25 protein-coding genes, 1 tRNA gene, 2 pseudogenes and 1 other annotated feature are annotated in these 23,626 nt (G+C 59.6%); of the genes and pseudogenes, 18 read left to right on the plus strand and 10 right to left on the minus strand.

The annotated features are described in order from the left end of the window. Positions 1-28: 28 nt before the first annotated feature. Positions 29-1,234, minus strand: a complete 1,206-nt coding sequence (locus QWY79_RS13965; RefSeq protein ID WP_290274022.1) for a transglycosylase SLT domain-containing protein — start codon at positions 1,232-1,234, stop codon at positions 29-31. A gap of 115 nt (positions 1,235-1,349) precedes the next feature. Then, entirely contained in the window at positions 1,350-2,117 is a 768-nt protein-coding gene (gene gloB / locus QWY79_RS13970) for a hydroxyacylglutathione hydrolase (RefSeq protein ID WP_290274024.1), read from the minus strand. 101 nt (positions 2,118-2,218) lie between these two features. On the opposite strand from gloB, the gene QWY79_RS13975 reads away from it, so the two are divergent. From QWY79_RS13975 to nudC, 4 genes are read left to right on the plus strand one after another with little or no spacing between them, the layout of a single operon-like run. Then, positions 2,219-2,986, plus strand: coding sequence for a class I SAM-dependent methyltransferase (locus QWY79_RS13975; protein WP_290274027.1), 768 nt, complete (start codon positions 2,219-2,221; stop codon positions 2,984-2,986). Then, on the plus strand, positions 2,983-3,426 hold the full coding sequence (gene rnhA, locus QWY79_RS13980; RefSeq protein ID WP_290274029.1) for a ribonuclease HI: 444 nt from the start codon (positions 2,983-2,985) through the stop codon (positions 3,424-3,426). Before QWY79_RS13975 ends, rnhA begins: the two co-directional genes overlap by 4 nt. A 42-nt stretch (positions 3,427-3,468) precedes the next feature. Next, positions 3,469-4,245, plus strand: coding sequence for a DNA polymerase III subunit epsilon (gene dnaQ, locus QWY79_RS13985; RefSeq protein WP_290274031.1), 777 nt, complete (start codon positions 3,469-3,471; stop codon positions 4,243-4,245). Further along, positions 4,245-5,018 (plus strand): NAD(+) diphosphatase, encoded by a 774-nt coding sequence (gene nudC, locus QWY79_RS13990; protein WP_290274033.1) that lies wholly within the window; start codon positions 4,245-4,247, stop codon positions 5,016-5,018. The genes dnaQ and nudC overlap by 1 nt, the downstream gene beginning before the upstream one ends. 30 nt (positions 5,019-5,048) lie before the next feature. Here the strand turns inward: nudC and QWY79_RS13995 are convergent, their stop codons facing one another. Next, positions 5,049-5,354, minus strand: a complete 306-nt coding sequence (locus tag QWY79_RS13995; protein WP_290274036.1) for an SCP2 sterol-binding domain-containing protein — start codon at positions 5,352-5,354, stop codon at positions 5,049-5,051. A 153-nt stretch (positions 5,355-5,507) separates the two neighbouring features. Here QWY79_RS13995 and sohB point away from each other — a divergent pair, with 153 nt between their 5' ends. Beyond that, positions 5,508-6,548, plus strand: a complete 1,041-nt coding sequence (gene sohB / locus QWY79_RS14000; protein WP_290274038.1) for a protease SohB — start codon at positions 5,508-5,510, stop codon at positions 6,546-6,548. 30 nt (positions 6,549-6,578) lie between these two features. Here sohB and QWY79_RS14005 read toward each other — a convergent pair whose 3' ends face one another. Continuing rightward, positions 6,579-6,899 (minus strand): ArsR/SmtB family transcription factor, encoded by a 321-nt coding sequence (locus tag QWY79_RS14005; RefSeq protein ID WP_290274042.1) that lies wholly within the window; start codon positions 6,897-6,899, stop codon positions 6,579-6,581. Between the two features lie 367 nt (positions 6,900-7,266). Here QWY79_RS14005 and QWY79_RS14010 point away from each other — a divergent pair, with 367 nt between their 5' ends. Both QWY79_RS14010 and QWY79_RS14015 read left to right on the plus strand, forming a co-directional pair. Next, the gene (locus tag QWY79_RS14010; RefSeq protein WP_141319351.1) at positions 7,267-7,950 is read left to right on the plus strand and encodes a 7-cyano-7-deazaguanine/7-aminomethyl-7-deazaguanine transporter; all 684 of its coding nucleotides are present in this window, start codon (positions 7,267-7,269) and stop codon (positions 7,948-7,950) included. A 31-nt stretch (positions 7,951-7,981) separates the two neighbouring features. Continuing rightward, complete coding sequence (locus QWY79_RS14015; protein ID WP_290274047.1) at positions 7,982-8,755, plus strand: alpha/beta fold hydrolase; 774 nt, start codon at positions 7,982-7,984, stop codon at positions 8,753-8,755. 11 nt (positions 8,756-8,766) lie between these two features. Here the strand turns inward: QWY79_RS14015 and QWY79_RS14020 are convergent, their stop codons facing one another. Then, the gene (locus QWY79_RS14020) at positions 8,767-9,936 is read right to left on the minus strand and encodes an ABC transporter substrate-binding protein (RefSeq protein WP_290274049.1); all 1,170 of its coding nucleotides are present in this window, start codon (positions 9,934-9,936) and stop codon (positions 8,767-8,769) included. Positions 9,937-10,162: 226 nt separating this feature from the next. On the opposite strand from QWY79_RS14020, the gene QWY79_RS14025 reads away from it, so the two are divergent. Continuing rightward, positions 10,163-11,869 carry a potassium/proton antiporter gene (locus QWY79_RS14025; RefSeq protein WP_290274053.1) on the plus strand — a complete coding sequence of 569 codons (1,707 nt, stop codon included), beginning with the start codon at positions 10,163-10,165 and terminating at the stop codon, positions 11,867-11,869. 26 nt (positions 11,870-11,895) lie between these two features. Here QWY79_RS14025 and QWY79_RS14030 read toward each other — a convergent pair whose 3' ends face one another. The 3 genes from QWY79_RS14030 to QWY79_RS14040 form a co-directional block, all read right to left on the minus strand. Next, the gene (locus QWY79_RS14030; protein ID WP_290274056.1) at positions 11,896-12,144 is read right to left on the minus strand and encodes a GlsB/YeaQ/YmgE family stress response membrane protein; all 249 of its coding nucleotides are present in this window, start codon (positions 12,142-12,144) and stop codon (positions 11,896-11,898) included. A 199-nt stretch (positions 12,145-12,343) separates the two neighbouring features. Further along, complete coding sequence (locus tag QWY79_RS14035) at positions 12,344-12,502, minus strand: YqaE/Pmp3 family membrane protein (RefSeq protein ID WP_290274059.1); 159 nt, start codon at positions 12,500-12,502, stop codon at positions 12,344-12,346. A 250-nt stretch (positions 12,503-12,752) separates the two neighbouring features. Continuing rightward, positions 12,753-13,916 (minus strand): EAL domain-containing protein, encoded by a 1,164-nt coding sequence (locus QWY79_RS14040; RefSeq protein ID WP_290274063.1) that lies wholly within the window; start codon positions 13,914-13,916, stop codon positions 12,753-12,755. Between the two features lie 637 nt (positions 13,917-14,553). Between QWY79_RS14040 and QWY79_RS15840 the strand changes: the two are divergent. Both QWY79_RS15840 and QWY79_RS14050 read left to right on the plus strand, forming a co-directional pair. Continuing rightward, positions 14,554-15,116 (plus strand): annotated as a pseudogene (locus QWY79_RS15840) (ISL3 family transposase); the annotation flags it as partial. A 1,036-nt stretch (positions 15,117-16,152) separates the two neighbouring features. Next, the gene (locus tag QWY79_RS14050; RefSeq protein ID WP_290274070.1) at positions 16,153-17,373 is read left to right on the plus strand and encodes a hypothetical protein; all 1,221 of its coding nucleotides are present in this window, start codon (positions 16,153-16,155) and stop codon (positions 17,371-17,373) included. A 299-nt stretch (positions 17,374-17,672) separates the two neighbouring features. On the opposite strand, the gene QWY79_RS14055 is transcribed toward QWY79_RS14050, so the two are convergent. Further along, positions 17,673-18,898 (minus strand): IS3 family transposase gene (locus QWY79_RS14055; protein ID WP_290274073.1). Its coding sequence is split into 2 segments (ribosomal slippage): positions 17,673-18,613 and positions 18,613-18,898, totalling 1,227 coding nucleotides; the frame shifts between segments, so codons are not numbered across the junction. After that, positions 18,504-18,620 (minus strand) — a sequence feature (AL1L pseudoknot). (Overlaps the previous gene by 117 nt.) 139 nt (positions 18,899-19,037) lie before the next feature. Here QWY79_RS14055 and QWY79_RS14060 point away from each other — a divergent pair. The 3 genes and pseudogenes from QWY79_RS14060 to QWY79_RS14070 all read left to right on the plus strand — a co-directional run. After that, positions 19,038-19,361, plus strand: a pseudogene (locus QWY79_RS14060) (integrase core domain-containing protein); the annotation flags it as partial. 238 nt (positions 19,362-19,599) lie between these two features. Then, complete coding sequence (locus QWY79_RS14065; protein ID WP_290274076.1) at positions 19,600-19,884, plus strand: hypothetical protein; 285 nt, start codon at positions 19,600-19,602, stop codon at positions 19,882-19,884. 93 nt (positions 19,885-19,977) lie between these two features. Further along, positions 19,978-20,484: a hypothetical protein gene (locus QWY79_RS14070; protein ID WP_290274079.1), complete on the plus strand. Its 507-nt coding sequence runs from the start codon at positions 19,978-19,980 to the stop codon at positions 20,482-20,484. A gap of 543 nt (positions 20,485-21,027) precedes the next feature. Here the strand turns inward: QWY79_RS14070 and QWY79_RS14075 are convergent. Further along, positions 21,028-21,117 (minus strand) — tRNA-Ser (locus QWY79_RS14075). A 214-nt stretch (positions 21,118-21,331) separates the two neighbouring features. On the opposite strand from QWY79_RS14075, the gene QWY79_RS14080 reads away from it, so the two are divergent. From QWY79_RS14080 to QWY79_RS14100, 5 genes are all read left to right on the plus strand, one after another. Continuing rightward, entirely contained in the window at positions 21,332-22,000 is a 669-nt protein-coding gene (locus QWY79_RS14080) for a Bax inhibitor-1/YccA family protein (protein WP_141319327.1), read from the plus strand. 71 nt (positions 22,001-22,071) lie between these two features. Next, positions 22,072-22,464 (plus strand): sulfurtransferase complex subunit TusD, encoded by a 393-nt coding sequence (gene tusD / locus QWY79_RS14085; protein ID WP_141319325.1) that lies wholly within the window; start codon positions 22,072-22,074, stop codon positions 22,462-22,464. Between the two features lie 13 nt (positions 22,465-22,477). Next, a complete protein-coding gene (gene tusC / locus QWY79_RS14090; RefSeq protein ID WP_290274085.1) occupies positions 22,478-22,870 on the plus strand; it encodes a sulfurtransferase complex subunit TusC in 393 nt (130 codons plus the stop codon). A gap of 102 nt (positions 22,871-22,972) precedes the next feature. Further along, positions 22,973-23,263: a sulfurtransferase complex subunit TusB gene (gene tusB, locus QWY79_RS14095; RefSeq protein WP_141319321.1), complete on the plus strand. Its 291-nt coding sequence runs from the start codon at positions 22,973-22,975 to the stop codon at positions 23,261-23,263. Further along, complete coding sequence (locus QWY79_RS14100; RefSeq protein ID WP_290274088.1) at positions 23,263-23,619, plus strand: TusE/DsrC/DsvC family sulfur relay protein; 357 nt, start codon at positions 23,263-23,265, stop codon at positions 23,617-23,619. The genes tusB and QWY79_RS14100 overlap by 1 nt, the downstream gene beginning before the upstream one ends. Positions 23,620-23,626: the final 7 nt, after the last annotated feature.

Genomic DNA, 23,626 nt, shown 5'->3' on the forward strand with positions numbered 1-23,626 from the left:
AAGCTGGCGCGAAGGCGATGCGCCATTGTCATCTATCGGAAAGTGTCAGTTGCTGCCCGGGTTGTAAAGTATCCGGGTGTTCGAGCCCGTTCCAGCGCGCCAGGTCATTCATCGCCACGGAATGCGCCGAGGCAATGGAAGACAATGTCTCGCCACGCTGCACTACATGAATGCTGTCCTGGCCGGACGAACTCGAGGAGGACGGCGTCCCTATGGCGGCAAGCAGGGGCTGGGCCTTGCCGGCAGGCACCAGCAGGTCATCGACCTGATGCGGGTGTGCGATACCGGTACGCAGGCCCGGGTTGAGCTGGCCGAGTCGCTGACGGGATACATCCGCCAGGCTGGCCGCTTCGTCCAGGCTGATGCGTCGCGTTACCGGGACTCGGGCAAAGGCTGGCCCCCCATGGATGTCGGGCAGCGTCACGCCATAGCGGTCGGGCTCGGCAATGATGGCGGCAATGGCCAGCAGCTTGGGCACGTAATCCATGGTTTCCGAGGGCAGGTCCAGATCCCAGTAATCCCCGGACTGACCGCGGGCACGGGCGACCCGGCGTGCCTGATTGACGGTGCCGGCACCGGCATTGTAGGCCGCCAGCGAGAGTTCGACATTGCCCGCGTACCATTGATCGGCCTGCATCTCGATGTAATCCAGGGCGGCTTGCGTGGAGCGCACCACATCAAGGCGGCCATCCCAGCTCCGGGTGCGGCTCAAGCCCAGGGCTTCACCGGTGCGCGGCATGATCTGCCACAGGCCAGAGGCGCCGCGATGGCTCCGTGCCTCGGGGTCGAAGGAACTCTCGACGAAGGGGACCAGGGCGATTTCGCCGGGCAGTCCGCGAGCCTCGACCTGCTGGATGATCCAGCTCAGCCAGGGGCGCGCGCGACGGGTGATTTCGGCGATGTTGCGCGGCCCCGAGCTGTATTCATCGATCCAGTGTTGCACGCGATCGTGCCCGGCATCGGCACGCCATTGATCCTGCCAGGCAAAATTGGCGCGCAGACGTTGCCAGGCATCACCGGGGTGGAGTTCCAGTTCGCCCCAGAACCCCGAGGCGGGGGTGTCGGCGGGCGGGCGTCCGCTGGAAGTGCTTTCAGTGGGAACGGACGAGGCCGCCAGCGGGCCCTGGCCGGCAGACAGGTTGGCCGCCTCGACCATCGGGGGCAACAAGGCGCCCATCAAGGCACAGGAACCGGCAAATCCATACAAACGCTGGCGCAGTGTATGATGGGTCATTCAGTGAACTCCTGGGCACCGTGGCCTGGTGGTGTGGCGGACAAGCCGTCGTCCAGTGGTCAATGAGTCAAGCTCGCGGAAGTTCATGGCGTTGCACGATTCGGCAGCCGCGAACTCAGAAGGCATCTTTCCAGGCACGCAGTGTCGTGAATGTCGCCAGGTCGCTATCGGTAGCCCCGTGTTCTGCCGCTGCCTTGCGTATGGCGGGGTCGCCGCAGCGCAGGAAGGGGTTGATGCGGCGTTCCCGGCCCATGGTGCTGGGCAGGGTGGGGCGTTCCAGTTCGCGGGCTCTCAGGCACTCCTGTTCGGCCTCCCGCACATCCCGGTTGTCGGGATCGGCCGCCTTGGCGAAGGCCAGGTTGGCCAGCGTGTATTCGTGGGCGGCGAAGACCAGGGCATCTTCCGGCAACGGGGCCAGGCGCGTCAGGGAGTGGTGCATCTGCTCCGCACTCCCCTCGAAGAGTCGGCCACAGCCGCCGCTGAAGAGCACATCGCCACAGAACAGCAGGGGTGGTATGCCGGCGGTGAAGAACGCGATATGGTCGAGTGTATGCCCCGGTACCTCGAGGACCTCGAACAGGCGCCCCATGACACGGACCTCGTCGCCGTCTCCGACACGCTCTTCGATGCCAGAGATCGCGGGGTTGTGCGGGCCGATCACACGGGGAGAGTAGCGCTTGATCAGCTCGGCGAGGCCTCCGGTATGATCGGGATGATGATGCGTGATCAGTATGGTGCTCAGCGTGAGCCCTTCGCGCTCGAGCCACTCGATGACGGTGGTTGCGTCGCCGGGGTCGACCACACAGACACTGTCGCTCGTATCCTGGCGAAGCAGCCAGATATAGTTGTCGCTCAAGGCTGGGATGGGGGTCACGCTCAACATGGATGCTGTTTCCTCGCGCCTCTGTGAGTCCGGACTGTCCCGGAGTATCTTGTCTCGAGGCAATTCGCAAAAAGTGTAAACTGTGGAGAGAAGAGCGAACCATGTCAAATTCGCGGGATGCGATAGCACTGGCCCGGCTGGCTCGAGAAGGACGCCGATACTGGGCAGGGCAGGCCGGTCAGGGTATCTGGGCTGCCGAGCGCGCCTGCATCGGCCCGTTGTGCGAACGCTGGTTCGGTCCCCATGCCCTCGAGCTCAGCCTGGCGCCTGTGCTGACGGATATGTGCCCGGTGCAGCATGCCTTGCGCTGGGCACCCACGCCGGAACTCGCCGAGTCGAGGTCGACCCTGGTATGCCCCCCCGACCAGCTGGCCTTGCCGGATGGCTGTCTGGATCTGGTGGTGGTACATCATCTCCTCGAGGTGTTGCCGAGTGCCCACCATGTGCTGCAGGAAGCGGCCAGGGTGACCGCGGATGATGGCCATCTCGTGCTGTTCGGCTGGAGCCCCTATGGCACGGCGGGCTGTTCGCGAGTGCGCCCCGAATGGCGTCGACACTTCCATGGCGGGGGGCGCTGGCGCAGCCCGGCGCAGTTGAGCGACTGGCTGGAGTTTGTCGACTTCGAAGCGCAGCGGGTAGACTATTGCGGCTTCCGCCTGCCGGGCGGTCCGGGACGCAACGCCATGCTCGAAACACTCGGGCGACGCTATAACCTGCCGCTGGGAGACGCCTACATGATTCATGCACGCCGTCGCTCCCAGTTGATCCAGCCACAGCGCGGCAGGCTGGCTTTCGAACGGCCAGTCGCCGGCCCGGCTCTGGGAGGCATCACGCGGCTTGGATCATCTTCGAGAAGGGCACCAGATTGAGTGACGTTACCATCTATACCGATGGCGCATGCCGAGGCAACCCCGGGCCGGGTGGCTGGGGCGCCTTGCTGGTCAGTGGCGAGCATGAAAAGGCCATCAAGGGCGCCGAGACCCGTACCACCAATAATCGCATGGAGTTGATGGCGGCCATCATGGCGCTGCGTACACTGAAGCGTCCGTGCCGGGTCGCCCTGTGGACCGACTCCGATTACCTGCGTCGCGGGATTACCGAATGGATTCATGGCTGGATCAAGCGCGACTGGAAGACGGCCTCGCGCAAGCCGGTCAAGAATGCCGAGTTGTGGCGTGACCTGCATGCAGAGTCCCAGCGCCACGACGTGGAGTGGCACTGGGTCAAGGGCCACAGTGGCCATCCGGGCAATGAACGTGCCGATTCGCTGGCCAACGAGGCCATCGATGAAATGAACGCCACCACCTGACAGCGTTCCAGCCTGGAGCGATCAGCGACGACGAGTTAGCTCATGCGACAGATTATCCTGGATACCGAGACGACCGGCATCGATCCTCGTGAGGGCCACCGCCTGATCGAGATCGGTGCCGTCGAGATGGTCAACCGACGCCTGACCGGCAACACCTATCATCAGTACATCAACCCCGAACGGGATATCGAGGCCGAGGCGGTCGATGTACACGGCATCACCAACGAGAAGGTCGCCGACGAGCCGGTCTTCGCCGAGGTGGCCGACGAGTTCTGGGCCTTCATCCAGGGCGCCGAACTGGTGATTCACAATGCGCCCTTCGATGTGGGCTTCATCGACCATGAGTTGAAGATGCTCAACCAGGCACGCGGCGAGCCTCGGCTCGGCCCGGTGGCGGAGCATTGCCGGATTCTCGATACCCTGCGCATGGCCCGTGACAAGCACCCCGGCCAGCGCAACAGCCTGGACGCTTTGTGCAAGCGTTACGATATCGACAACGGCCATCGGGTCCTCCACGGCGCCTTGCTCGATGCCGAGATCCTGGCTGATGTCTACCTGGGCATGACCGGCGGCCAGACCGCCCTGACACTGGATGCCCAGCAGGCGCAAAGCGAGCGCCAGGAGACCCATAGTGCCGAGGGGCCGGACCTGCGTCGGCTTTCCCTGTCACCCGGCCAGCTGCGGGTGCAACAACCCCAGTCAGCGGAGTGGCAGGCGCATCATGACAAGCTTGCCAGCATTCGCGATGCGGCCGGCCAGTGCCAGTGGGACAACCTCGAGGGCTGGCCGGGGGCCACGGTTGGAGAGGACTCCGCCTGATGCTCAAGCGGGAACTGCCGTACCGGGCCCAATCCGGTCGCCTGATTCGCCTGGCCCAGGGGCGCATCGCGCCCGGCCTGAATGATGGTCCCTTGCAGCCCGAGACGCCCTGGCACGCGGCGGTTCAGCCTCTCTGCTGGTGGCAGGGGGAGCCTGTCGGGCTCTCCCTGGAGGACACTCCCGGGGGGGACTGGCCGGATGGCCGGGATTGGCTGGTGCGCTTGCCGGATGAATGGTTTGCGCTGGTCTCGACGGCACTTCAGGTGGCTGCCTGGCTGCGCAACCATCGCTTCTGCGGGCGCTGTGGCGCTCCGTCCGGCAGACTGGATCATGAGTTTGCCATGCACTGCGAGCAGTGCGGTCAGCGCCATTACCCACGCATTTCGCCGTGTATCATCACCCTGGTGACGCATGGCGAGTCGCTGCTGCTGGCGCGAAGTCCGCGCTTCCCGGCGGGGCGCTATTCGACCCTGGCGGGCTTCATCGAGCCGGGCGAGTCCGCCGAAGAGGCGGTGCGGCGCGAGGTGGCGGAAGAGGTCGGGGTGGCACTGGGACGCCTGCGTTACTATCGCAGCCAGGCCTGGCCGTTCCCGCATTCGTTGATGCTGGGCTACTTTGCCGAGGCGGCGAGTCGGCGGATACGCATCGACGGTGTCGAGATCAGTGATGCGGCCTGGTTCTCGCCGACCCGACTGCCACACCTGCCGCCTGCGTATTCGATTTCGCGAGCCTTGATCGATGCCCACCTGGCCGAGGTCGGTGCCCGGCATTGATGACCGGACCCGCCGCGCTGTGCCACCGGATCAGCGAGAGGGGAACAGGCTGGTCAATCGGGTGGCCAGCATGACATTGCCACTGGCTTTCAGCCGGCCGCTCATGTAGGCCGTCATGCCGTTGATATCACCGGACATGATGCCTTTCAGGGTTTCCGTGCTGAGGTTCAGGCTGACGGACGGGTCATCATGTTCACCGGCGACGATGTCGAGCTCGCCGTCATGGATCCTGAGGTAATGGTCCTCGGCATCGGTGAAGTGAAACTGGAATATCTCGCGCATGCCTTCGGCTGCCTGAGGGTCGAAGCGGGCATGCAACTTGTCGAACGTGGACATCGTCTGGAAGCCTGTGAGTCAGGATGGATGGTGCATCGTCAGCCTATTTAAAACGATCGTTTTGATCAAGCCGGTCATGCAAAAGGAAGCCTCGCGTCACGCCACTGCTGGGTAGTGACAAGGTGCAACCTACCAATATACAGGAGTCAAACAGTGACGGAATGGCTAAGTGAACTCGGCATGTTTCTGGCTCAGTGTCTGATCGTGGCAGCGAGTTTCGCCGCGGTCCTGCTGGTGACCATCAAGGCGCGTTCCGGGAGCGGTGAAGACAAGGCGCAGATCAGGCTGGAGGAGCTGAATCGGCGTCGTCGGCGCCGTCAGCAACGTCTACGCCTGGCCGCCACCGATGCCGGGCAACGCAAGGCACTGGCCAAGCGTTTCCGGCGCGCGGCCAAGTCTCGGCGCAAGGAAAGCGACAAGGCGGGTGACAGTCGCAGCACGGTCTGGGTGCTGGATTTTCAGGGCGACCTGAAGGCCAGTGCCACGGGCAAGCTGTCGGATGAAATCTCGGCGGTACTGGATGCGGCCGGCGAGGATGATGAAGTGGTGGTTCGCCTGGAGTCAGCGGGCGGTCTGGTGCATGCCTATGGCCATGCCGCGGCGGAAATGGACCGCCTGCGCCAGGCCGGGCTGAAGACCACGGTCTGTGTCGACAAGGTAGCCGCCAGTGGAGGCTACATGATGGCCTGTTGTGCCGATCATCTGCGGGCTGCTCCCTTTGCGGTGCTGGGCTCGATCGGTGTGGTGGCGCAGCTGCCCAATGTGCATCGCTTGCTGAAACGACACGACATCGATGTCGATGTACTCACGGCAGGTCAATACAAGCGCACCTTGACGGTATTCGGCGAAAATACCGAAGAGGGCAGGGAAAAGTTCCTGGGCGAACTGGATACGGTTCACGATCTGTTCAAACAGTATGTCGCGGAGCGCCGTCCTCGGCTGGACATGCAGGAAGTGGCCACGGGGGAGACCTGGTATGGCACCCAGGCCATGGACAATGGCCTGATCGACGAACTCGGCACGAGCGCTGCCTATCTGGCCGATCGCATGCAGGAAGCGAGAGTGATCACGCTCAGCCTGCAACAGCCGCAGGGGGTCATGGAGCGTCTGGGACTCTCGGTGTCGCGAGGCATCGAACGCACCGCACAGCGTGGACTGGAAGCGCTCGATGCCTCACGCTGGCAGAAACGCTAGAGCGGGCGCCGGCTTTTTCCAGCAGGGGCGTCATCCGCTCATGCGGTCGAGTGTGGTGATGAGGGTCCTGGCTCGGTCACCTTCCAGCGAATAGTAGATCGTCTGGGAGGCGCGTCGGGTCGCCACGAGCTGAGCGCGACGCAGGATTGCAAGATGCTGCGAAAGTGCCGACTGACTGAGGACGAGCTGCTGATTCAGTTCCGTGACTGAGAGCTCTCCCTCTGCCAGCAAGCACAGGATGCGCAAACGGTTATCGTTGGCCATCGCCTTGAGAAGGGCGCTGGCCTCTCCGACTTCCTCATCGCCTTTATCGATCAATAGGCGCTTGGCCTGGCGCTGAGAGTTGGTCATGTCTTGCTCCCATACCTAGCGAGCCCAATGCCACGCCATCCCTCGCTGGTCACCGGGTCTATGTGTGATGACAGGCAGGCTCATCATGGCCGGCCAGATCACGGCGATCTTCATTAGGCTTTGGGTTATTGTAGCTCATTCTTTTAAGGACTAGCGAATCAACGCTTGTCTAATGTGATGATGAGCAAACTACTAGTCTCTACACGTACCAATCTGTCTCTGCGTCAGGGGCGGTGTGGCCTGGGCGGACGCCTGGCGCTCTGGCCTGACGCCGTCAGATGCGTATAATGCCTCCTTTGATTTTGCTCCTGCTTTCATTTGCCAGGAGGGTTCCCTCACCCCTCTTCCAAAAAGGACCGCATCCGACATGTTTGTACTGACTGCCGCCCAGAGGCGGCGCTGCCTGACGTTGCTGGTGAGCCTGCACATCCTGGTCATCGCGGCCAGCAACTATCTGGTGCAATTGCCCTTCAGCCTGTTCGGCTGGCACACGACCTGGGGCGCATTCAGCTTTCCGTTCATTTTCCTGGCCACGGACCTGACGGTACGCCTGTTCGGCAAGGAGCCGGCACGTGCCATCATCCTGCGTGTCATGTTGCCGGCACTCGTGGTGTCCTATGTCGTCTCGGTGCTCTTCCCCCAGGGAGGTTTCGCAGGCTTCGGCGCCCTGGGCCAATGGGATCTGTTCGTGGGGCGGATCGCCCTGGCCAGCTTCATGGCCTATGTGGTCGGACAACTGCTGGATATCATGGTATTCGACCGGCTCCGGCGTAAGCAGGCCTGGTGGGTGGCGCCGGCCTTGTCTACCCTGCTGGGCAACCTGGCGGACACCTTCGCGTTTTTCTCCATCGCGTTTCACCACAGCCCGGATCCTTTCATGGCTGCCAACTGGCCGGAGATCGCCTGGGTCGACTATGTCATCAAGCTCGGAGTCAGTCTGGCGCTCTTCCTGCCGCTGTATGGCGTACTGCTGGGTGGCTTGTCGCGCTGGCTGGCGGGGGTGACCGGGGATGACGACATGGCACCGCATCAGGCCCGTGCCCGTACCTGAAAGGGCTTTTCGACAACCAAGGAGGTAGCCAATGCCCGTGACACTTCACCATACCGATACCGGTGGCGAAGGGATGCCCTTGGTCATCGTGCATGGCCTGCTGGGCAGTGCCGACAACTGGCGCTCACACATCAAGCAGTGGCGGGAGTCCTGGCGGGTGATTGCCGTGGATCTGCGCAATCATGGTCGTTCGCCGCACACCGATGGTATGGCGTATCAGGCCATGGCCGAGGATGTCATGCAGCTGCTGCAGCAGCTCGAGATTGACCGGGCACATCTGCTGGGGCATTCCATGGGCGGCAAGGTCGTCATGAGCATGGCACGTCTGGCCCCGGAGAAGGTGGCCTCACTGATGGTGGCGGATATCGCGCCGCGAGCCTATGGACACGACCATGAGCCCATATTTGCCGGGCTTCGGCGGCTGGAGGATGGGTGCCCCGCGAACCGCAGTGAAGCCGATGCCATGCTGGCTGAATACGTGGCAGAGAGTGCTACACGGATGTTTCTGGCGACCAATCTGGTGCGCGGTGAGCAGGGCGGCTTGCGACTGCGGATCGGGCTCGACGAGATCGAGGCGGGGTACGCCGACATCATGGCCGAGCCGGCCGGCGAGGGCGCCTTTCGCGGGCCGACCCTGGTGTTGCGTGGTGCCAGGTCGCATTATGTCAGCGATGAGGTCCTGCCGGCGCTGCATGAAGTCTTGCCCGATGCCCGGGTCGTCACCCTGGATGCGGGCCATTGGCTGCATGCTGAATGCCCCGAGGCCTTTCAGAGCGCGGTCAAGGAATTTCTGGCACCGCTCTGAGCCCGCCCGCTTCAAGGGGCTGGCGTGCTGATATCCACGGCAAGGCGTGACACTTCGTGCTGGCCCTCGGCCAGACCTTGGTCTTCCAGGAAGCGCTCGAACGCATGATAGCGTCCCTGACTCAAGGCACCAGGGCTCTGGGTAAGGCGTGCCCGGATCTCGGGCCAGGCGTCTCGATTGACGGGTGTATCGAGTGTCGGCTCGGTGGCGACGAGCAGCGGCCAGCTGTCCCGAGGGTGTTCGAGTATCCAGGCCGTCGCTTCCTCCAGCGCCGCGATGAAACGCTGAATGGCATCCCGGCGTTGCCTCAGCTCCTCACGGTTGGCCACCAGTATCAGGCCATCGTGCAGCGGAACCCCGTGATCCTCGATCGGAAAGCTCCGTGTCGCCGTGCCGTCATTGGCCAGCGAGCGGGGCAGCAGGTGACGGTTGCCGCCGATGACACCGTCGACCCGGCCCTCCCTGACGGCCTCCTCGAGCCGATAGTGGACATTGGGGGTGTCCAGGTCGTCCAGGGTCAGCTTGCTGCCGGCGAGCATGGCCGGCAGCAGTAACTGTTCGCCATCCCGGTCGGCGTGGCCGATACGCTTGCCCTCCAGCTGGGGTAATGACTCGATGCCACTCTCGCGACTGACGATCAGGGCGTCCAGTGGAACACTGACCAGACTGGCAACCCGGATCAAGGGCAGTCCGTCGTCCACCAGCAGGTGCAGCAGTGGCTGACGCGTCAGGGCCAGGTCGACCCGGGAGTCGGCCAGCAGCTTGGCGGGGACTTCCGGGTCGGCTGGAGTGGCAATCTCGACCCTGAGACCGCGATGGCGAAACATGTCCCTGGCCTGGGCCACATAAAGCGCCGCGTGGCGTGGGCTGGGGTACCAGTCCAGGGAGACCCGCAGGTGATCGACCGGTGGCGGGGCGATGGGCTCGGGCGGCCCCTGCACGATGGCGGGTGCAATGGGGCGCGATGGCGTATCGACGGCGGGTCCACTGGGCAGGGTGGCATAGCCGGCCGGCGCCGTCTCGGTGACGTTCAGGTCCGGCACCATGACATCCGTTTGCAGGGGCGGAAATCCATGCTCTTCGCTGGCGCTCGACTGGCCGCTGGCCAGCGTGGCGATCAGCAGGCTGCCCCCCAGCAAGAGGTAGCCTGACACCAGTAGCGACCGGCGAAGTGACAACATGGCAATGGCTCCAGCGATGACGTCCAGCTCGGCTGGGTCGCGTTGAGTGAGAGGCCCTCGAGCCGACGCTCGGGTAGCGGCATACGCTCCGGGGCCCGATCCGCATTCAGGACTGGCTAGTCTATCGGCGCTTGCCCTTGGCTGACCAGCCCTGGCTGGCGCAGGACGCATCGCGACACGCCAGCGGTCATGAGAGAATAGTGGTTCAACCGTCAGGCTTCATTACATGGACTCGATCAATACGCTCTTTCTGCTCAGTGGGTTCCTCATCGCTCTGAGCATCCTCGCCAGCCGGCTTTCCACCCTGGCCGGCGTGCCGCTGCTGCTCATCTTTCTCGGGCTCGGCATGCTGGCCGGCGAAGAAGGCGTGCTGGGAATCGAATTCGATGATTATGCGCTGGCCTTCCTGATCGGGCATCTCGCCCTGGCGATGATTCTTCTGGATGGTGGACTGCGCACACGGCTCAAGACTTTTCGTGTCGGCTTCAGGCCGGCACTGAGCCTGGCAACCCTGGGGGTCTTCCTGACCAGTGCCCTGGTGGGCGGTATTGCCATGCTGGTCTTTGATCTGACGCTCGTCCAGGGACTGCTGGTCGGAGCCATCGTCGGCTCGACGGATGCCGCCGCCGTCTTCTCCATGCTCGGTGGGCGTGGCATCAATCTCAACGAGCGGGTGGGCGCCACCCTGGAAATCGAATCGGGCACCAACGATCCGATGGCGATTTTCCTGACCCTGATGCTGGTCGAGATTCTGGTCGGTGATATCGGGGGCGTCGGCGAGACGGCGCTGTTCTTCGTCCAACAGTTCGGCCTGGGCATTCTGCTGGGTGTGGGTATTGGCTGGCTGAGCGGCCGTTTGTTGAGCTGGCTGGATCTGGCGCCGGGCTTGTACTCGTTGCTGGCGCTGGCGCTGGGGTTCTGTGTCTTTGGCCTAACCAGCGCCCTGGGGGGAAGCGGTTTTCTGGCGATCTATCTGACCGGCCTGATGATCGGCAATCGGCCCGGCCGCCATCTCAATTTCATTCTGCCGGTACATGATGGTCTGGCCTGGCTGAGTCAGATCGGGCTCTTCCTGGTGCTGGGCCTGCTCGTGACGCCCAGCGAGATGCTCGATGTGGCCTTGCCGGCGACCATCGTCGCGCTGGCGCTGATTTTCGTGGCGCGCCCTCTGGCGGTACTGGTCGCCATCAAGCCGTTCTTTCGCTTTCGCTGGCGTGAAGTGATCTTCATTGCCTGGGTCGGGTTGCGCGGCGCCGTGCCGATCGTTCTGGCCATCTTCCCGGTCATCGGCGGCGTCGAGAATGCTTCTCTGTATTTCAATGTCGCCTTTGCCGTGGTGCTGTTGTCCTTGTTGATCCAGGGCGGGAGCCTGCCCTGGGTGGCGCGACGCACCAAGGTGCTGCTGCCGCCCATGGTCACGCCGAATCGCCGGGGACCGCTGGGTATTCAGACGACCAATGATTTCGAGATGTTCGTCTATGTGGTCGAGAACAGCGATCTGGAGGATGTGCCCATTCGGTTGCTGCGCTTTCCATCCGGCGCTCTGATCGCCTCCCTGTTCCGGGATGGCGTCATGCTGCACCCCAAGGGCTCGACCCGTTTGTGCCGCAAGGATGTGTTGTGCGTCATAGGGCGTACCGATGACCTTCCGGCGTTGAACAAGCTGTTCAATGGGGATGCCACGCTCAAGCGGGAAAAGGCCTTCTTCGGTGCCTTCACCTTTGCCGGGAACGTCAGGATGGGGGATCTGGCCGACGCCTATGGACTGACCCTGAGCCCGGGCGAGCATGAAATGACACTGGCCGAATTCATATCGTTACGGGTCGGCGGGCATCCGGTCGTCGGCGATGATGTCGACTGGCACGGTATTCACTGGGTTGTCAGCGAGATGAAGGGCAATCAGGTCACCCAGGTGGGCTTGCGGCTGTATTGAAGGCCGGCCGAAGCCGGCCGGGTCGGTTACTTGGCCACCTTGTTGTAGATGAAGAGCACGACAAGGGCGCCGACGATGGCAATCGCGAAGCTTCCCAGGTTGAAACCATCCACGGCGCCAAAGCCGAGCAGGGTGCTGATCCAGCCGCCGACGACCGCGCCGACGATACCCAGCAGGCAGGTGATGATGATCCCACCACCATCCTTGCCGGGCATGATGAACTTGGCGGCGATACCGGCAATCAGTCCGAAGATGATCCATGCAATAATGCCCATACGGTCCTCCTGATCCGTTGATGTCAGCCTGCCCCGAGTGGAAGGGGCAGGTGGCGGGAGTCTGAGCGAGTCTCGCCCGGCTGTCCATGCCGGTTTAGACAAATTTCATTAACCACATGCGGGGGCAACGAAGCCCTTTTTGTCGACGTGTCCGGCGGACTCAACGCGGCCCTGCAAGTCAGGGTCGCGGTTCAGCCAGCTAGCGTCTGGCGATGATCCAGATAGCATGCACGATGCCCGGGATATAGCCGAGAATCGTCAGCAGGATGTTGACCCAGAAATGCAGGCCGAGGCCTACCTGCAGGAAGACGCCGACGGGTGGCAGCAGGATGGCGAAGATGATGCGGATAATATCCATGGGGTTCTCTTTTCGTCGCTGTGAGTCATGAGTGAGTGTACAGGAATATCTGGGGGTGGTTGGCCGGCTTATCAATGACGCTTCAGATTCGTTGACCCAAGGGGACGCGAGATAGCCGCTGGGCCTTTCTGGCTAGCCGCAAGCGGGGTGGCCCTGGTGAGCAGTGAGTGAAATCCTGGATTCGCCGGCGAAGGTCCCGGGGAAGAAGCGAGCGGTGCAGCGCCTGTGACATCAAAGCTCGAGCCGTTGCCTAGTCGGGCTGCGGTGTCTCATGGCGCAACCGGATGGTGGCCCTGGAGGCCGCACGGATGGCCGCTTCCGCGGCAACCGGTGGGCTGATGTAGTAGCCCTGGATCTTTTCCACTCCGAGCCCGGTGAGTGCCTGCAGCTGTCGAGTATTCTCCACACCTTCTGCCAGCACCGTCGAGCCGATCGCATTGGCAAAGGTCACCAGAGCACTGGCAAGGGCATAGCGTCGCTGGTCGAGATGGATGTCCTGGATGAGCGAGATATCCAGTTTTATCTTGTCGGCATCGATCTCCAGGATATGTTTCAAGGACGCGTAGCCGGCGCCGGCGTCATCGATGGCCACCCTCAACCCTTGGTGCTTCAGGGGGGCGAGGATGGCTTTCAGTGTTGCATAATCCTCGACCTTTTCATGCTCGGTGATTTCCAGCATAACCCTTTCGAGGTCATGCCTTGCAAGCAGTTCGGTGATCCGTGGATCGAAGATCGCCTCGGGGGAAACATTGACTGACAGGTATTGATCAGCAGGGAAACGTTGCAGGTAGGCCAGCGCCTGTTTCAGGCAGGCGAGTTCCAGCTCGACCCCCAGTCCACATTCGGCTGCGGTTTCGAACCAGTCACTGGTCGGGATGGTATCGATATGCGCAAAGCCGGTGAGGGCTTCAAAGCCGATTACACGGTTTTCGGGAACCAGAAGTATCGGCTGGAAGAGAATCTCGACATTGTTATTGATAATGGTCGTTTTAATTTTCTCGAAGACATCCTTATGGATATTGTCGTGCATGCCGCCAGAATCCAGTATAGCGCCGGCCGCATCTGCCAGGGCTTGAAGAACTTCGGCATTCACACTGTTTTTGCCACCACTCAAGGGCGAGTTGTTATAGCAACAGATAGTGCCATGATGGTGGCCGGATGCACTGGTGATGGTGGCACCGACATAAGAGCGGATATCCAGCTTGCGTGTGATGGCCAGGGCATTGGTCACCTTGTTTTTGTGGGTATCGACAATAATGCCCGGGATCTGGTTGTTGGAAATGTGAGCACAGTAGGTGGCATCCAGATCGTGGGTGTCACCTTCGCAAATGGGAGAAGTACTGGTGTGGTGAGTCGATAACGACAGGATCTTGCGACTATGACCCTCGAAGAGGCCGACAAAACCGACTTCCATCTGTTATTGCTTTCTTGCCACAGTGGCAAATATTCGCATGATTTGCGTCGTGGTCATGTCAGTCGTCTTCATCTTGACGTCCTGTCGAGCGATGAATCAATGTTAATCGGTTGCGCTAATTACTTGTGTGCGGGGTGATGTTTATCATCGCCGTATAGGCGTGGCAAGTTGCAAAATCTGAAACATGCTGAAAGACGAGTTTGACATTACCTGGCCCGGCCAGAGTGAATCATTCAAGTTGCCGGCATACGCCTTGAGTGACTGGACGAGGCTTCATCATGGCGTTTCGCGCTGGATGACCGTTGAGCAGCGGGGCTTCCCGGCTTGATGTGGTTCAGGTGTACCCGCAGTGCGCCATTCCTGTGGCTGGTGCGGCAAGGTGGTCGCGGGCGGGACGTGATGCCTGGTTAGCGTTGGCTGGTTGGTGGGGAGCGACGCCCGCTCAACGTTCGCATGCCATTATGGACCCGTCATGATAAGTGGAATTTTGAGCTATCCCACCACTGATCACACCACAAAAATATGGTTCATCGCAGATCAGCGTGAAACAGGCAGTGCTTGAGGCGCGGGCAGGATAGAGAAACGGCGGTAAATCCGAGTAAGCTGATATTCGCCAAAACGTCAGCCTACAAACACCGCCGTTGCCATGGACATGAATTCAGCCATCGATCTCGAGGTGAAGGCGCAGTGCCCAACGCCGCGGTGGTCTACGACCGCTTCCACGTGGTGGCCAAGTATGGGCGCGAGGTGATGGGTCGGGTGCGCGTCGATCAGGCTAACCAGCTGCGCGACGACAAGGCCGCTCGCAAGGTAATCATAGGGCAGCCGTTGGCTGCTGCTGCGCAACGCCGACACCCTCAAGCCCGAGCAGGCGGTGAAGCTGGAGGAGCTACTGGCGGCCAATGCGTGACTGACAACGGCGTACCTGCTAAGACCCTATGGTTTGCCGACGGCGAGGCCACCGCCCGAAGCGCCTGGCAGGATCGGTACGACATGGCCATGGGTAGTGGCATTGAGGCCTTGGGACGCTTCGCCAAGAGGCTAGCACCTTACCCGGAGGGGATCCTATCCAGTGCCCGGCACAGGCTGAACACCAGCGTTCTGGAGGGCATGAACAATCGGATCAAGGTCATCAAACGGATGGCCTATGGATACCGCGACACGGAGTACTTTTTCCTGAAGATCCGTGCCGCATTGCCGGCAAAGTGCGATGAACCAATCTTTTCGGGTGATGCTTCACGAGACATTTTAGAGAAGGCGCATAGAGTGAGGGCGATGCTGATCGTTGGCTGTCTGCCACACGGCAAAGCCCCGGCGGATGCCAGGGTTTGGAGTGCGGTGCGGGACTATTTGCCGTTCAGCTCCTTGTTGGTGTGGTGTATCGCCCACCAGGTGATGGCGGTAACAGGGACGACCAGAGCTGCCACGATTATCAAGCTATTCATCGTCTTGCTCCTCCTTTGCCGCAAGCTGAGCTCTCTTGTGTACCAGTATAACAAGGTTTATCGCATTATAGGCGATGACGGCGAAACCCGCTGGCGTGCTCAGCTTCCCGCCGACCAGCATACCGATGGCTGCGCCGGTGATCATGGCCATGGATAGCGTGGATGCGCACTCCAGTGCGATCTTGTTTCGGTGGTGCTTGAATCCCAGCATCTCGATGCTCCCTCAGAAGCGACCATATTGCGTGTTAGGCTGTCTGCCGGCAAGCGAGGGAACAACCAACGCAAGGTTGCGTCATCCGCCAAGGGAGTCAGTCGGATTCCTGTGCTTGTGGCTGGAGGCGGCTGCAGAGTACGGTGAGTCCAGCAGACTACCGAGATGGGCGAAGGGTATCTTGTGACTGGTGTACCTGCGAGAGCCGAGCTTTGGGCTCTGGCATGCGCCTTAGGCTTCGGTCGAATTTCAGTCGTTTAAGCACCGGGCCAGCCGATTCTCTATAACGGGTGCTGTTATAGACGTTATAGAAACGGGCCTTTTTGCGAGGCCCAAACGAAAAGGGAACCAGCTAAGTGGCTGATTCCCTTGAAGAAGGTGGCGGAGGGCAGGGTCGCGCTCACTCACCTGATGACCCATTTAAAATCAGTGTCTTGGCTGCATTGATCTGTCCCCCATGTAGCGCCTTCCTGTAACAGAATCAAGCCATATCCCGAACTGGCGGGCCATCATCGCACGGTACTAGCCCTTGATGATACTCTTGTTGGGACTGGCAGTGTGAAGACGACTGAGGTTATTTATGTATATTGATGTCGCAGTCAATACTGATGATGAGCGAATTGTAGAGCTGGCGCGTAGGTATTGGGAGCTCACAGATGAGGGTAAGTTCATGTACTCAGTGGCCGAGTTGGCTAGTGATTTCGGCATTAAGTCACATCAAGTCACCAAGGTCGTCAAAGAAAATTCTTCCGCTTTTCGTACAGATATTACCTGTAGTGGTTGCGGTGAGTGTTATCTTCTGACTAAGCGGACAGATGCTAACCAGCCCTTTTACCGGTTGGTACCTAGGCATGAAGATTGGACTTGTCAAGATTGTTTAGAGGAAGAGGCTCAAGTGCAGCGTGATTTTGAGCGAAATAATGCTGAGAAGTCGAAGTCTAACTCTCTGGCACAGAAAGTAATATGCTGGGAAGCTGATGTTCAACATCAGGTTTTTTTTCTTGCTTTCCTCAAGTACTCTGGTGATGAGAGCTTGTCTCGTATTCTTCCGCTAGGTAATAACAGGGTGGACCTGTTAGCCCCTACAACTGAAATGACCTTTGAAGTCGTTAGGCAGTTATTGCATAACGATATTATCTCAGTCGACCCCAACTCGCCGGAGGGGGCGTACTTTTTTAACGATGATGGTGAGTTCCGCCTATACTTAGACAGGTGCGCGTGGAAAATCACTACATTTATCAACCAAGATAATGCAGAGCTGGGCGAGCAAGGCATAGACGGTCCCGCGTTATACACTGTCTTGGACAAACACCTCAGTAGTGATCAGTTCCTGAAAGAAAATATTGATGACATTCAAGAAGTTGCTTGGGAGGTTGTGCAGAAAGAAGCTATTGCATTTCTTGAGCATGTGCTAACTGAGCGGGGCCTTCCTCAACGGTTCGGCGAAATGACACACCATGTGTTGCGTAAGGCGCTTGAAAAATATTCGCTTGCACAAGTCTATCGAATGATATGGCAAGCAGCCCGGAACGCCAGTGACTACTTGGTAAGAAACAATGTGCCCAAACAGCAAGCTGCCAATACTATTCCCCGAAGTATTGACGGCTATATGGAGCGTGCGAAAGCGAATGGGTGGGAGGTCTCGCCATTCCGAAGGAATTTCAATCTTCCTCAATCTACCTTGGCACGAGTAGTTTTCAATCAAATATTAGGTACTGATGATGGTGGTTTTCATACTCCGATTTATCGTCTCTTTGATAAGGAAGAGCTGGAGGTTTTCTCTCAGGACGATCGGGTTTAGGAGCAAGGTGTTTATCATTTAGTTATGCAAAACAGGCCGAAGCACGCGGACGAGCAAATAATCTGCAAGCCACATGCCTCGGCCTGATGGACTGCCACTTTCGATGCCGCTATCACGCTGTGCTGCTGGCGCTTTTGTTCCAATGACGCTTGATGGTGGCAATGCCTAGACCAGCTTGAGCGGCTGTCTGTGACTGGCTCAGCCCTTGTTCTTTGAGCCGCTGCACCTTCTCAGTGGTACTGGTAGCAACTGGTCGCCCGTGAACCGTTCCGGCTTTCTCGGAGACCCGTTGGTTTGAGTCAGGCCGCCTTCTTGGCCTGACCCTGTTGCTCATAATACAGCGCTTCTCGCTCGGCCGGTGGCATGTTGCCGATCGGCTCCAAGAGCCGCCGATGATTGAGCCAGTCGACCCACTCCAGGGTAGCGAACTCAACGGCTTCCAGGTGCCGCCATGGCCCACTTCGGCGGATCACCTCCGTCTTGAACAACCCGATCACCGTCTCGGCCAGCGCGTTGTCATATGAGTCGCCGACACTCCCGACAGACGGGGCGATGCCGGCTTCCTCCAAGCGCTCTGTATAGCGGATCGACACGTACTGCACACCTCTATCGCTGTGATGGACTAGCTCGCCGCCAGAGCGCTGTGGGCGTTCATGAAGTGCCTGTTCCAGCGCATCCAGCACCATATCGGTGCGGGGCGTGCGGGAGACTCGCCAGCCGATGATCCGGCGGGCAAAGGCGTCGATGACAAAGGCGACATAGACAAACCCCTGCCAGGTCGCGACATACGTGAAATCCGACACCCACAATGCATTCGGCTGAGCCGGTTGAAACTGCCGACGCACCAGGTCCGCCGGAGAGGCCTTGTTGGGATCCGGTACGGTCGTACGGACCGGCTTGCCTCTCACCACGCCACGCAGCCTCAGCCGGCGCATCAGGCGCTCGACGGCGCAGCGAGCAGCGGGGATCGCTTCGCGATGCAATTGGCGCCAGACCTTGCGGATGCCGTAAACGCCGAAGTTCCCGTCCCAGACGCGCTGGATTTCAGCACTCAGCCAGCGATCACGCTGCTCTCGGGGCGGTGCGCGGTCAGGCTGGATTTCTCGGGCCCTGTGCTCGTAGTACGTCGACGGGGCGATCGGCAGGACACGGCAGATCGGCTCGACCCCGTACAACTCCCGGTGATCATCGATGAACTCGATCATCACTTGCCGCGGCGGTCGTGCTCCGCCTGGGCAAAATAGGCAGACGCCTTGCGCAGAATCTCGTTGGCCTGCTTTAACTCCCGGTTCTCGCGCTCCAGTGCCTTGATCCGCTCACGCTCGGAGGTGGTGGTGCCTTCACGCCGACCCGCATCACGCTCGGCCTGCCGGACCCAACTGCGCAACGTCTCCGGAGTGCAGCCGATCTTAGGGGCAATGGCGCCGATGGCCGCCCATTGGGAGGGGTAGTCGGCCTCGTGGTCGAAGACCATGCGGACGGCCCGTTGACGGACCTCAGGGGCATATCGTTTGGAAGTGTTCATGGCTCCATCCTCTCAAGGTTTGGAGCCTCCGGGAATCCCGGGACGGTTCAGTTCAGTCCTCCGATGCGATCGAGGTCACCAGTGTGAAGTACCGGACTTAGCTCAAGAAGATGGGGTTTATGGACCGGTTACGGGCCTCCTGTTTCATTCAGACCAAGGCTGCCAGTACACCAGCCTGGCATTCCGACAGATGCTCTGGCGCTACCAGATGGTGCAGAGTCTCAGTCGCCGTGGTAATTGCTGGGATAACGCCCCGACAGGACGCTTCTTCAGGAGCTTGAAGTCGGAATGGATGCCAGTGATTGGCTATCCCGGTGTTGCTGCGGCGAAGCAGTCTGTCACTGATTACATGATCGGTTACTACAGCAGTCTTAGACCGCATAAGCATAACGATGGGCTACCGCCGAATGTAGCAGAAAAGAACTACTGGAATGCTCAAAACTCAATGGCCAAAAACGCTTGACCACTACAACCTGGACGCTCGAGGATGGGTACGTCGCTGCCCCATCGATGACCAAAAGAGAGTGGCGAGAGGCCCATTCAGATGGAGGGGGGGGGGCAAACATAAGTAAACTTTGTATAAGTGTGGTGCGCGAGAGGCGCCGTCGGGCATGCCAGACGGCGCCTTACATTGGAAGGGCAGGACGATTTGAAGAGCTCACGTTGCCCTTAGAACAGCAGTTCGCAAGGAGATAAACTGCATGCAGAAACGGTTCAAGCTTGGTGCGGTCGTCGTACTACTCGGGGCTGGCCTCTTTTCAAGCATCACATACGCCACCTCACCTCAGGTCGCGGCGCAGGCAGTAGTAGCAAAGTCCTCAATGGATGGGAAGTGCCAGGCGTTTTTTGATTATTACATGGAGTATGCAGTAGTAGAGGACTATAGCGGCATGGATGACCTCATTGCGGCTATAGATAGGCAAGATACTTCCCTCGTAGATTATTGCGATAGTAGGAGAGATAGATACTTAAGTAAGTATCGTTGAAGGGGACGAACATCTTTAATGGCGCTTTGCATTGAAGCCTGACTGAAAACTGCCCGGCACGTATTAAACAAAGAGTAGTGAAAGGATTTTATTATGCAGGGAAAAATGACTTTAGGTATTGGCACCCTCATGCTGACAGTGGCTTCACATGCGATTGCATGGGATGTGGGCTGTAAGTACGGCTCATTTGATCAAGACACTCGGTACTGCGAGGTTACTCAGCGTGAAGCATCTGATAATTCTGGCTTTGGGATAGGTTACCGCTCCGGAGAGGACGAATACGATTTTTTCTATAAGACCACCTCTAACAGTATTGAGTTTTCGGAGGGGGCTCCAGTCAGGTTCAGGTTAGACGACAGGGAGGTCCAAGAGCTGGGATCGACAGACAATGTATACAATTATGATGGAGGTGCTAGTTACTCCCCGCTTCATACCTTCGAAGTGTCGTTACCAGTTTCAGAAGCGGAGAGAATTCTGAGCGAGCTGAGAAATAGTGATGTTCTACGGCTAAAAGTGGAGCAAGGCTCCGAGTTTTATGCTGAGATACCGCTGACTGGCTTTGAGGATGCCGTGCGAAGCTTGCAGGAAAACACTGAATAGGCTGCTGGCCACTTTGACCACTCCGCCGCCCTGCCAATCTGTCTGGAGGGCGGTTATTTTTGTTTATTCACTTGCGAGCATTTTGCGAGAGGGGCGGCATATGCAGTTTGTACGGTATATGCGGTTGAGTGGGCGCCACTGGCGCGCAGTGAGACATACTAGAAGGGACCACTAAAACTTTCCGACGGCGGGTAAAGCGCACAAACCGCCCAAATTGCGCACACCCACGTTCCTCATACAGAGAAATCGGAAATTTTGCGCGTCATCCCTAGACATGAAATACATGCATAAAGCGTTAAAAAAAGGGGGTGGGGGTCGCCGCTTGGGCGTCTTCACGTACCTGCGCCCCATCATCCTCGCGCTTCTACGTTCAGTCGCTCTTTCATCTTGGCGCCTGGAAACCGTGGTGGTAGAAGAAGTAGCAAGAAAGGGGGCCTTGCACAGCCCGGCACCTGATCAATCTGTAACCACTCAGGGTTTGGTGGGCTGGATGGTGGACCAAGTAAAAAACCAGCCGTAAGTGGCTGGTTTCTAAGAAGAAGGTGGCGGAGGGACAGGGATTCGAACCCTGGGAAGGCTCGCACCTTCGCCGGTTTTCAAGACCGGTGCATTCAACCACTCTGCCATCCCTCCGGCTCACGGCGATGTATCTTATCAATTTTTGACGCGACGTCAAGAGCCTCGGCCGATCAAGATGTTATCCGCAGCACCCGGGGAATGGCATATACTGTGTGGGAGGATCCGGCACGACGGTGGCTGGTCGAAAGGGCGAATGCTTGCGTCGAGAACCTTGAAGGGGCATTCTGTGGGAATTGCCTGGATCATCTTATACAGGAGCGCTAGATCAATGGCTTATCAAGATACTCATGTGACACAGCAGTCGTCACAAGGCGTCAGTGCCAACAAGACGCTGCGTAACACCTATGGGCTGCTGTCGCTTACATTGCTGTTCTCGGCCGTGACAGCGGGTGCCGCCATGGCAATGGGCGTTCAGCAATTGAACATCTTCGTGTTCTTCATCGGAGCCTATGGCTTGATGTTCCTGGTGCACAAGACAGCCAATTCGGCCTGGGGGCTGTTGTCCACCTTCGCTTTCACCGGCTTCATGGGCTTCACCCTGGGGCCGTTGCTCAGCGCCTATCTGACGCTGCCCAACGGGGCGCAGCTGATCATGACGGCGCTGGGCATGACAGGGCTGACATTCCTCGGGCTTTCGGCCGTGGCGCTGATTACCCGCAAGGACTTCAGCTTCCTCGGCAACTTTCTGCTGGCAGGTGCCATCGTGCTGGTCCTGGCCATGGTGGCGAGCATCTTCCTGCAGATCCCCGGCCTCTCGCTGATGGTGTCTGCCGGCTTCGTGCTGTTCTCTTCCGCTGCCATCCTCTACCAGACCAGTGAGATCATCCACCGTGCCGGCGAGACCAACTACATTCTCGCCACCATTACCCTCTATGTATCGATCTACAATCTCTTCGTCAGCCTGCTCTCCATTCTGGGGATCATGAGCCAGGACTGATCCGGGCGGCGAACTATCGAGGTCCAGCTGGCCCCGCTTCGGCGGGGCCAGTTTGTTGGGAGAGTGGTTTCATGCGTTATGCGATCCTGTTGATGGGGGCTCCCTACAGCACTCAGGCGAGCCACTCGGCGCTCAGGTTTGCAAGGGCCGTGGTAGCCAGAGGACATCGTCTCGAGTGTGTCTTTTTCTACCACGATGGGGTGCACAACGCCGCCCGACTGGCCGCGCCTCCCCAGGATGAGCCCCATCTCGTCGACGGCTGGATAGCCCTGCACACGGAACATGGCGTCAGCCTGCAGGTCTGTATAGCAGCAGCCCTGCGTCGAGGTTTGATGGACCAGCGTGAAGCCAGCCGGCATGGCAAAGCGGGCTATAGTGTGGAAGCACCCTTTGAACTTGTCGGTCTCGGTCAGCTTGTCGACCTGGGGCTCGATTGTGATCGGCTGGTGACCTTCGGTCCCTGAAGGAAGGTGGGTGATGGAAAGCACAGAGGCAATCGAGGCCAACCAACGAGAGGGCGACATTCTGCTGGTGTTGCGTCATGCCCCGCATGGCAGCAGCTGGCTTCGTGAGGGTCTGGATATCGCCCTGGTAGGGGCGGCCTTCGATCGCAAGGTGTCGCTGCTGTTCATGGGGGAAGGGGTGCTGGCGCTGCTGAGTGGCCAGACCAGCGGGGCACTGGGGCAGAAGGGGACTCACCCGACGCTGCAGATGCTGGAGATGTATGATGTCGATGCTCTCTATGCCGAGTCTGCTGCCATGTCCCGTTTCGCTGTGGCAGAGGCCGATCTTCTGCTGACGCCCGAGCGGGTGGGTGAAACAGCGATCGCCGACTTATTGAAACATCATGACCTGGTGCTGACGTTCTAGTCGCGCTGGTCGACACTGAGGGTGTCGCGATGATTCCGTGGCCAGCGGATCATGATGGAGCGCGACAGATGGCGCGGAAGAGGAACTGGTGGTGAAACAATCGTGATACTGCATGTTGTCAATAAAGCCCCGGACACCGGCAAGACGCTGGAGCAGGTGCTGACCGCCATGTCGGGCGATGACAGTCTGCTGTTGATAGAGGATGGCGTCCTGGGGTCCTTGCCGGCCCTGGCGGACCGCTGTGCGGGGCTGCCGGGACGCTGTTACGTGCTCCGCGAGGATCTGGAGTCGCGCGGCCTGCTGGCCCGGCAGGATGAACGTTTTGCTGTGGTGGATATCGAGGGCTTCGTCAGCCTCACCGAGCAGGCGGATAAAACCGTGAGTTGGTACTGATGGCAACCGCTGAAATATACCGTTATCTATGTGTGGCACAAGATCATCGAGTAGCGCTGGATCCAGAAGGGTACCTTGTCGACATGGGGCAGTGGTCGCCGGAGGTGGCGCGCAGCCTGGCCGCAGAAGAGTCCATCAGTCTCGAAAACGACCATTGGGCGGTCATCGAGGTGTTGCGGGATTTTTATCGCCAATACGAAATGGCGCCGGCCATGCGTCCCCTGGTCAAGGCGGTCGGCAAGGCGCTGGGGCCTGAAAAGGGCCGCTCCATCTACCTGATGCGGCTTTTCCCGGGCAGTCCCGCCAAGGTGGCCGCACGGCTGGCGGGGTTGCCCAAGCCGGCGAACTGCCTGTGATCGCCTG

Origin of the sequence: Halomonas sabkhae, from assembly GCF_030409265.1 — a bacterium.
GTDB classification, from domain to species: domain Bacteria; phylum Pseudomonadota; class Gammaproteobacteria; order Pseudomonadales; family Halomonadaceae; genus Halomonas; species Halomonas halmophila.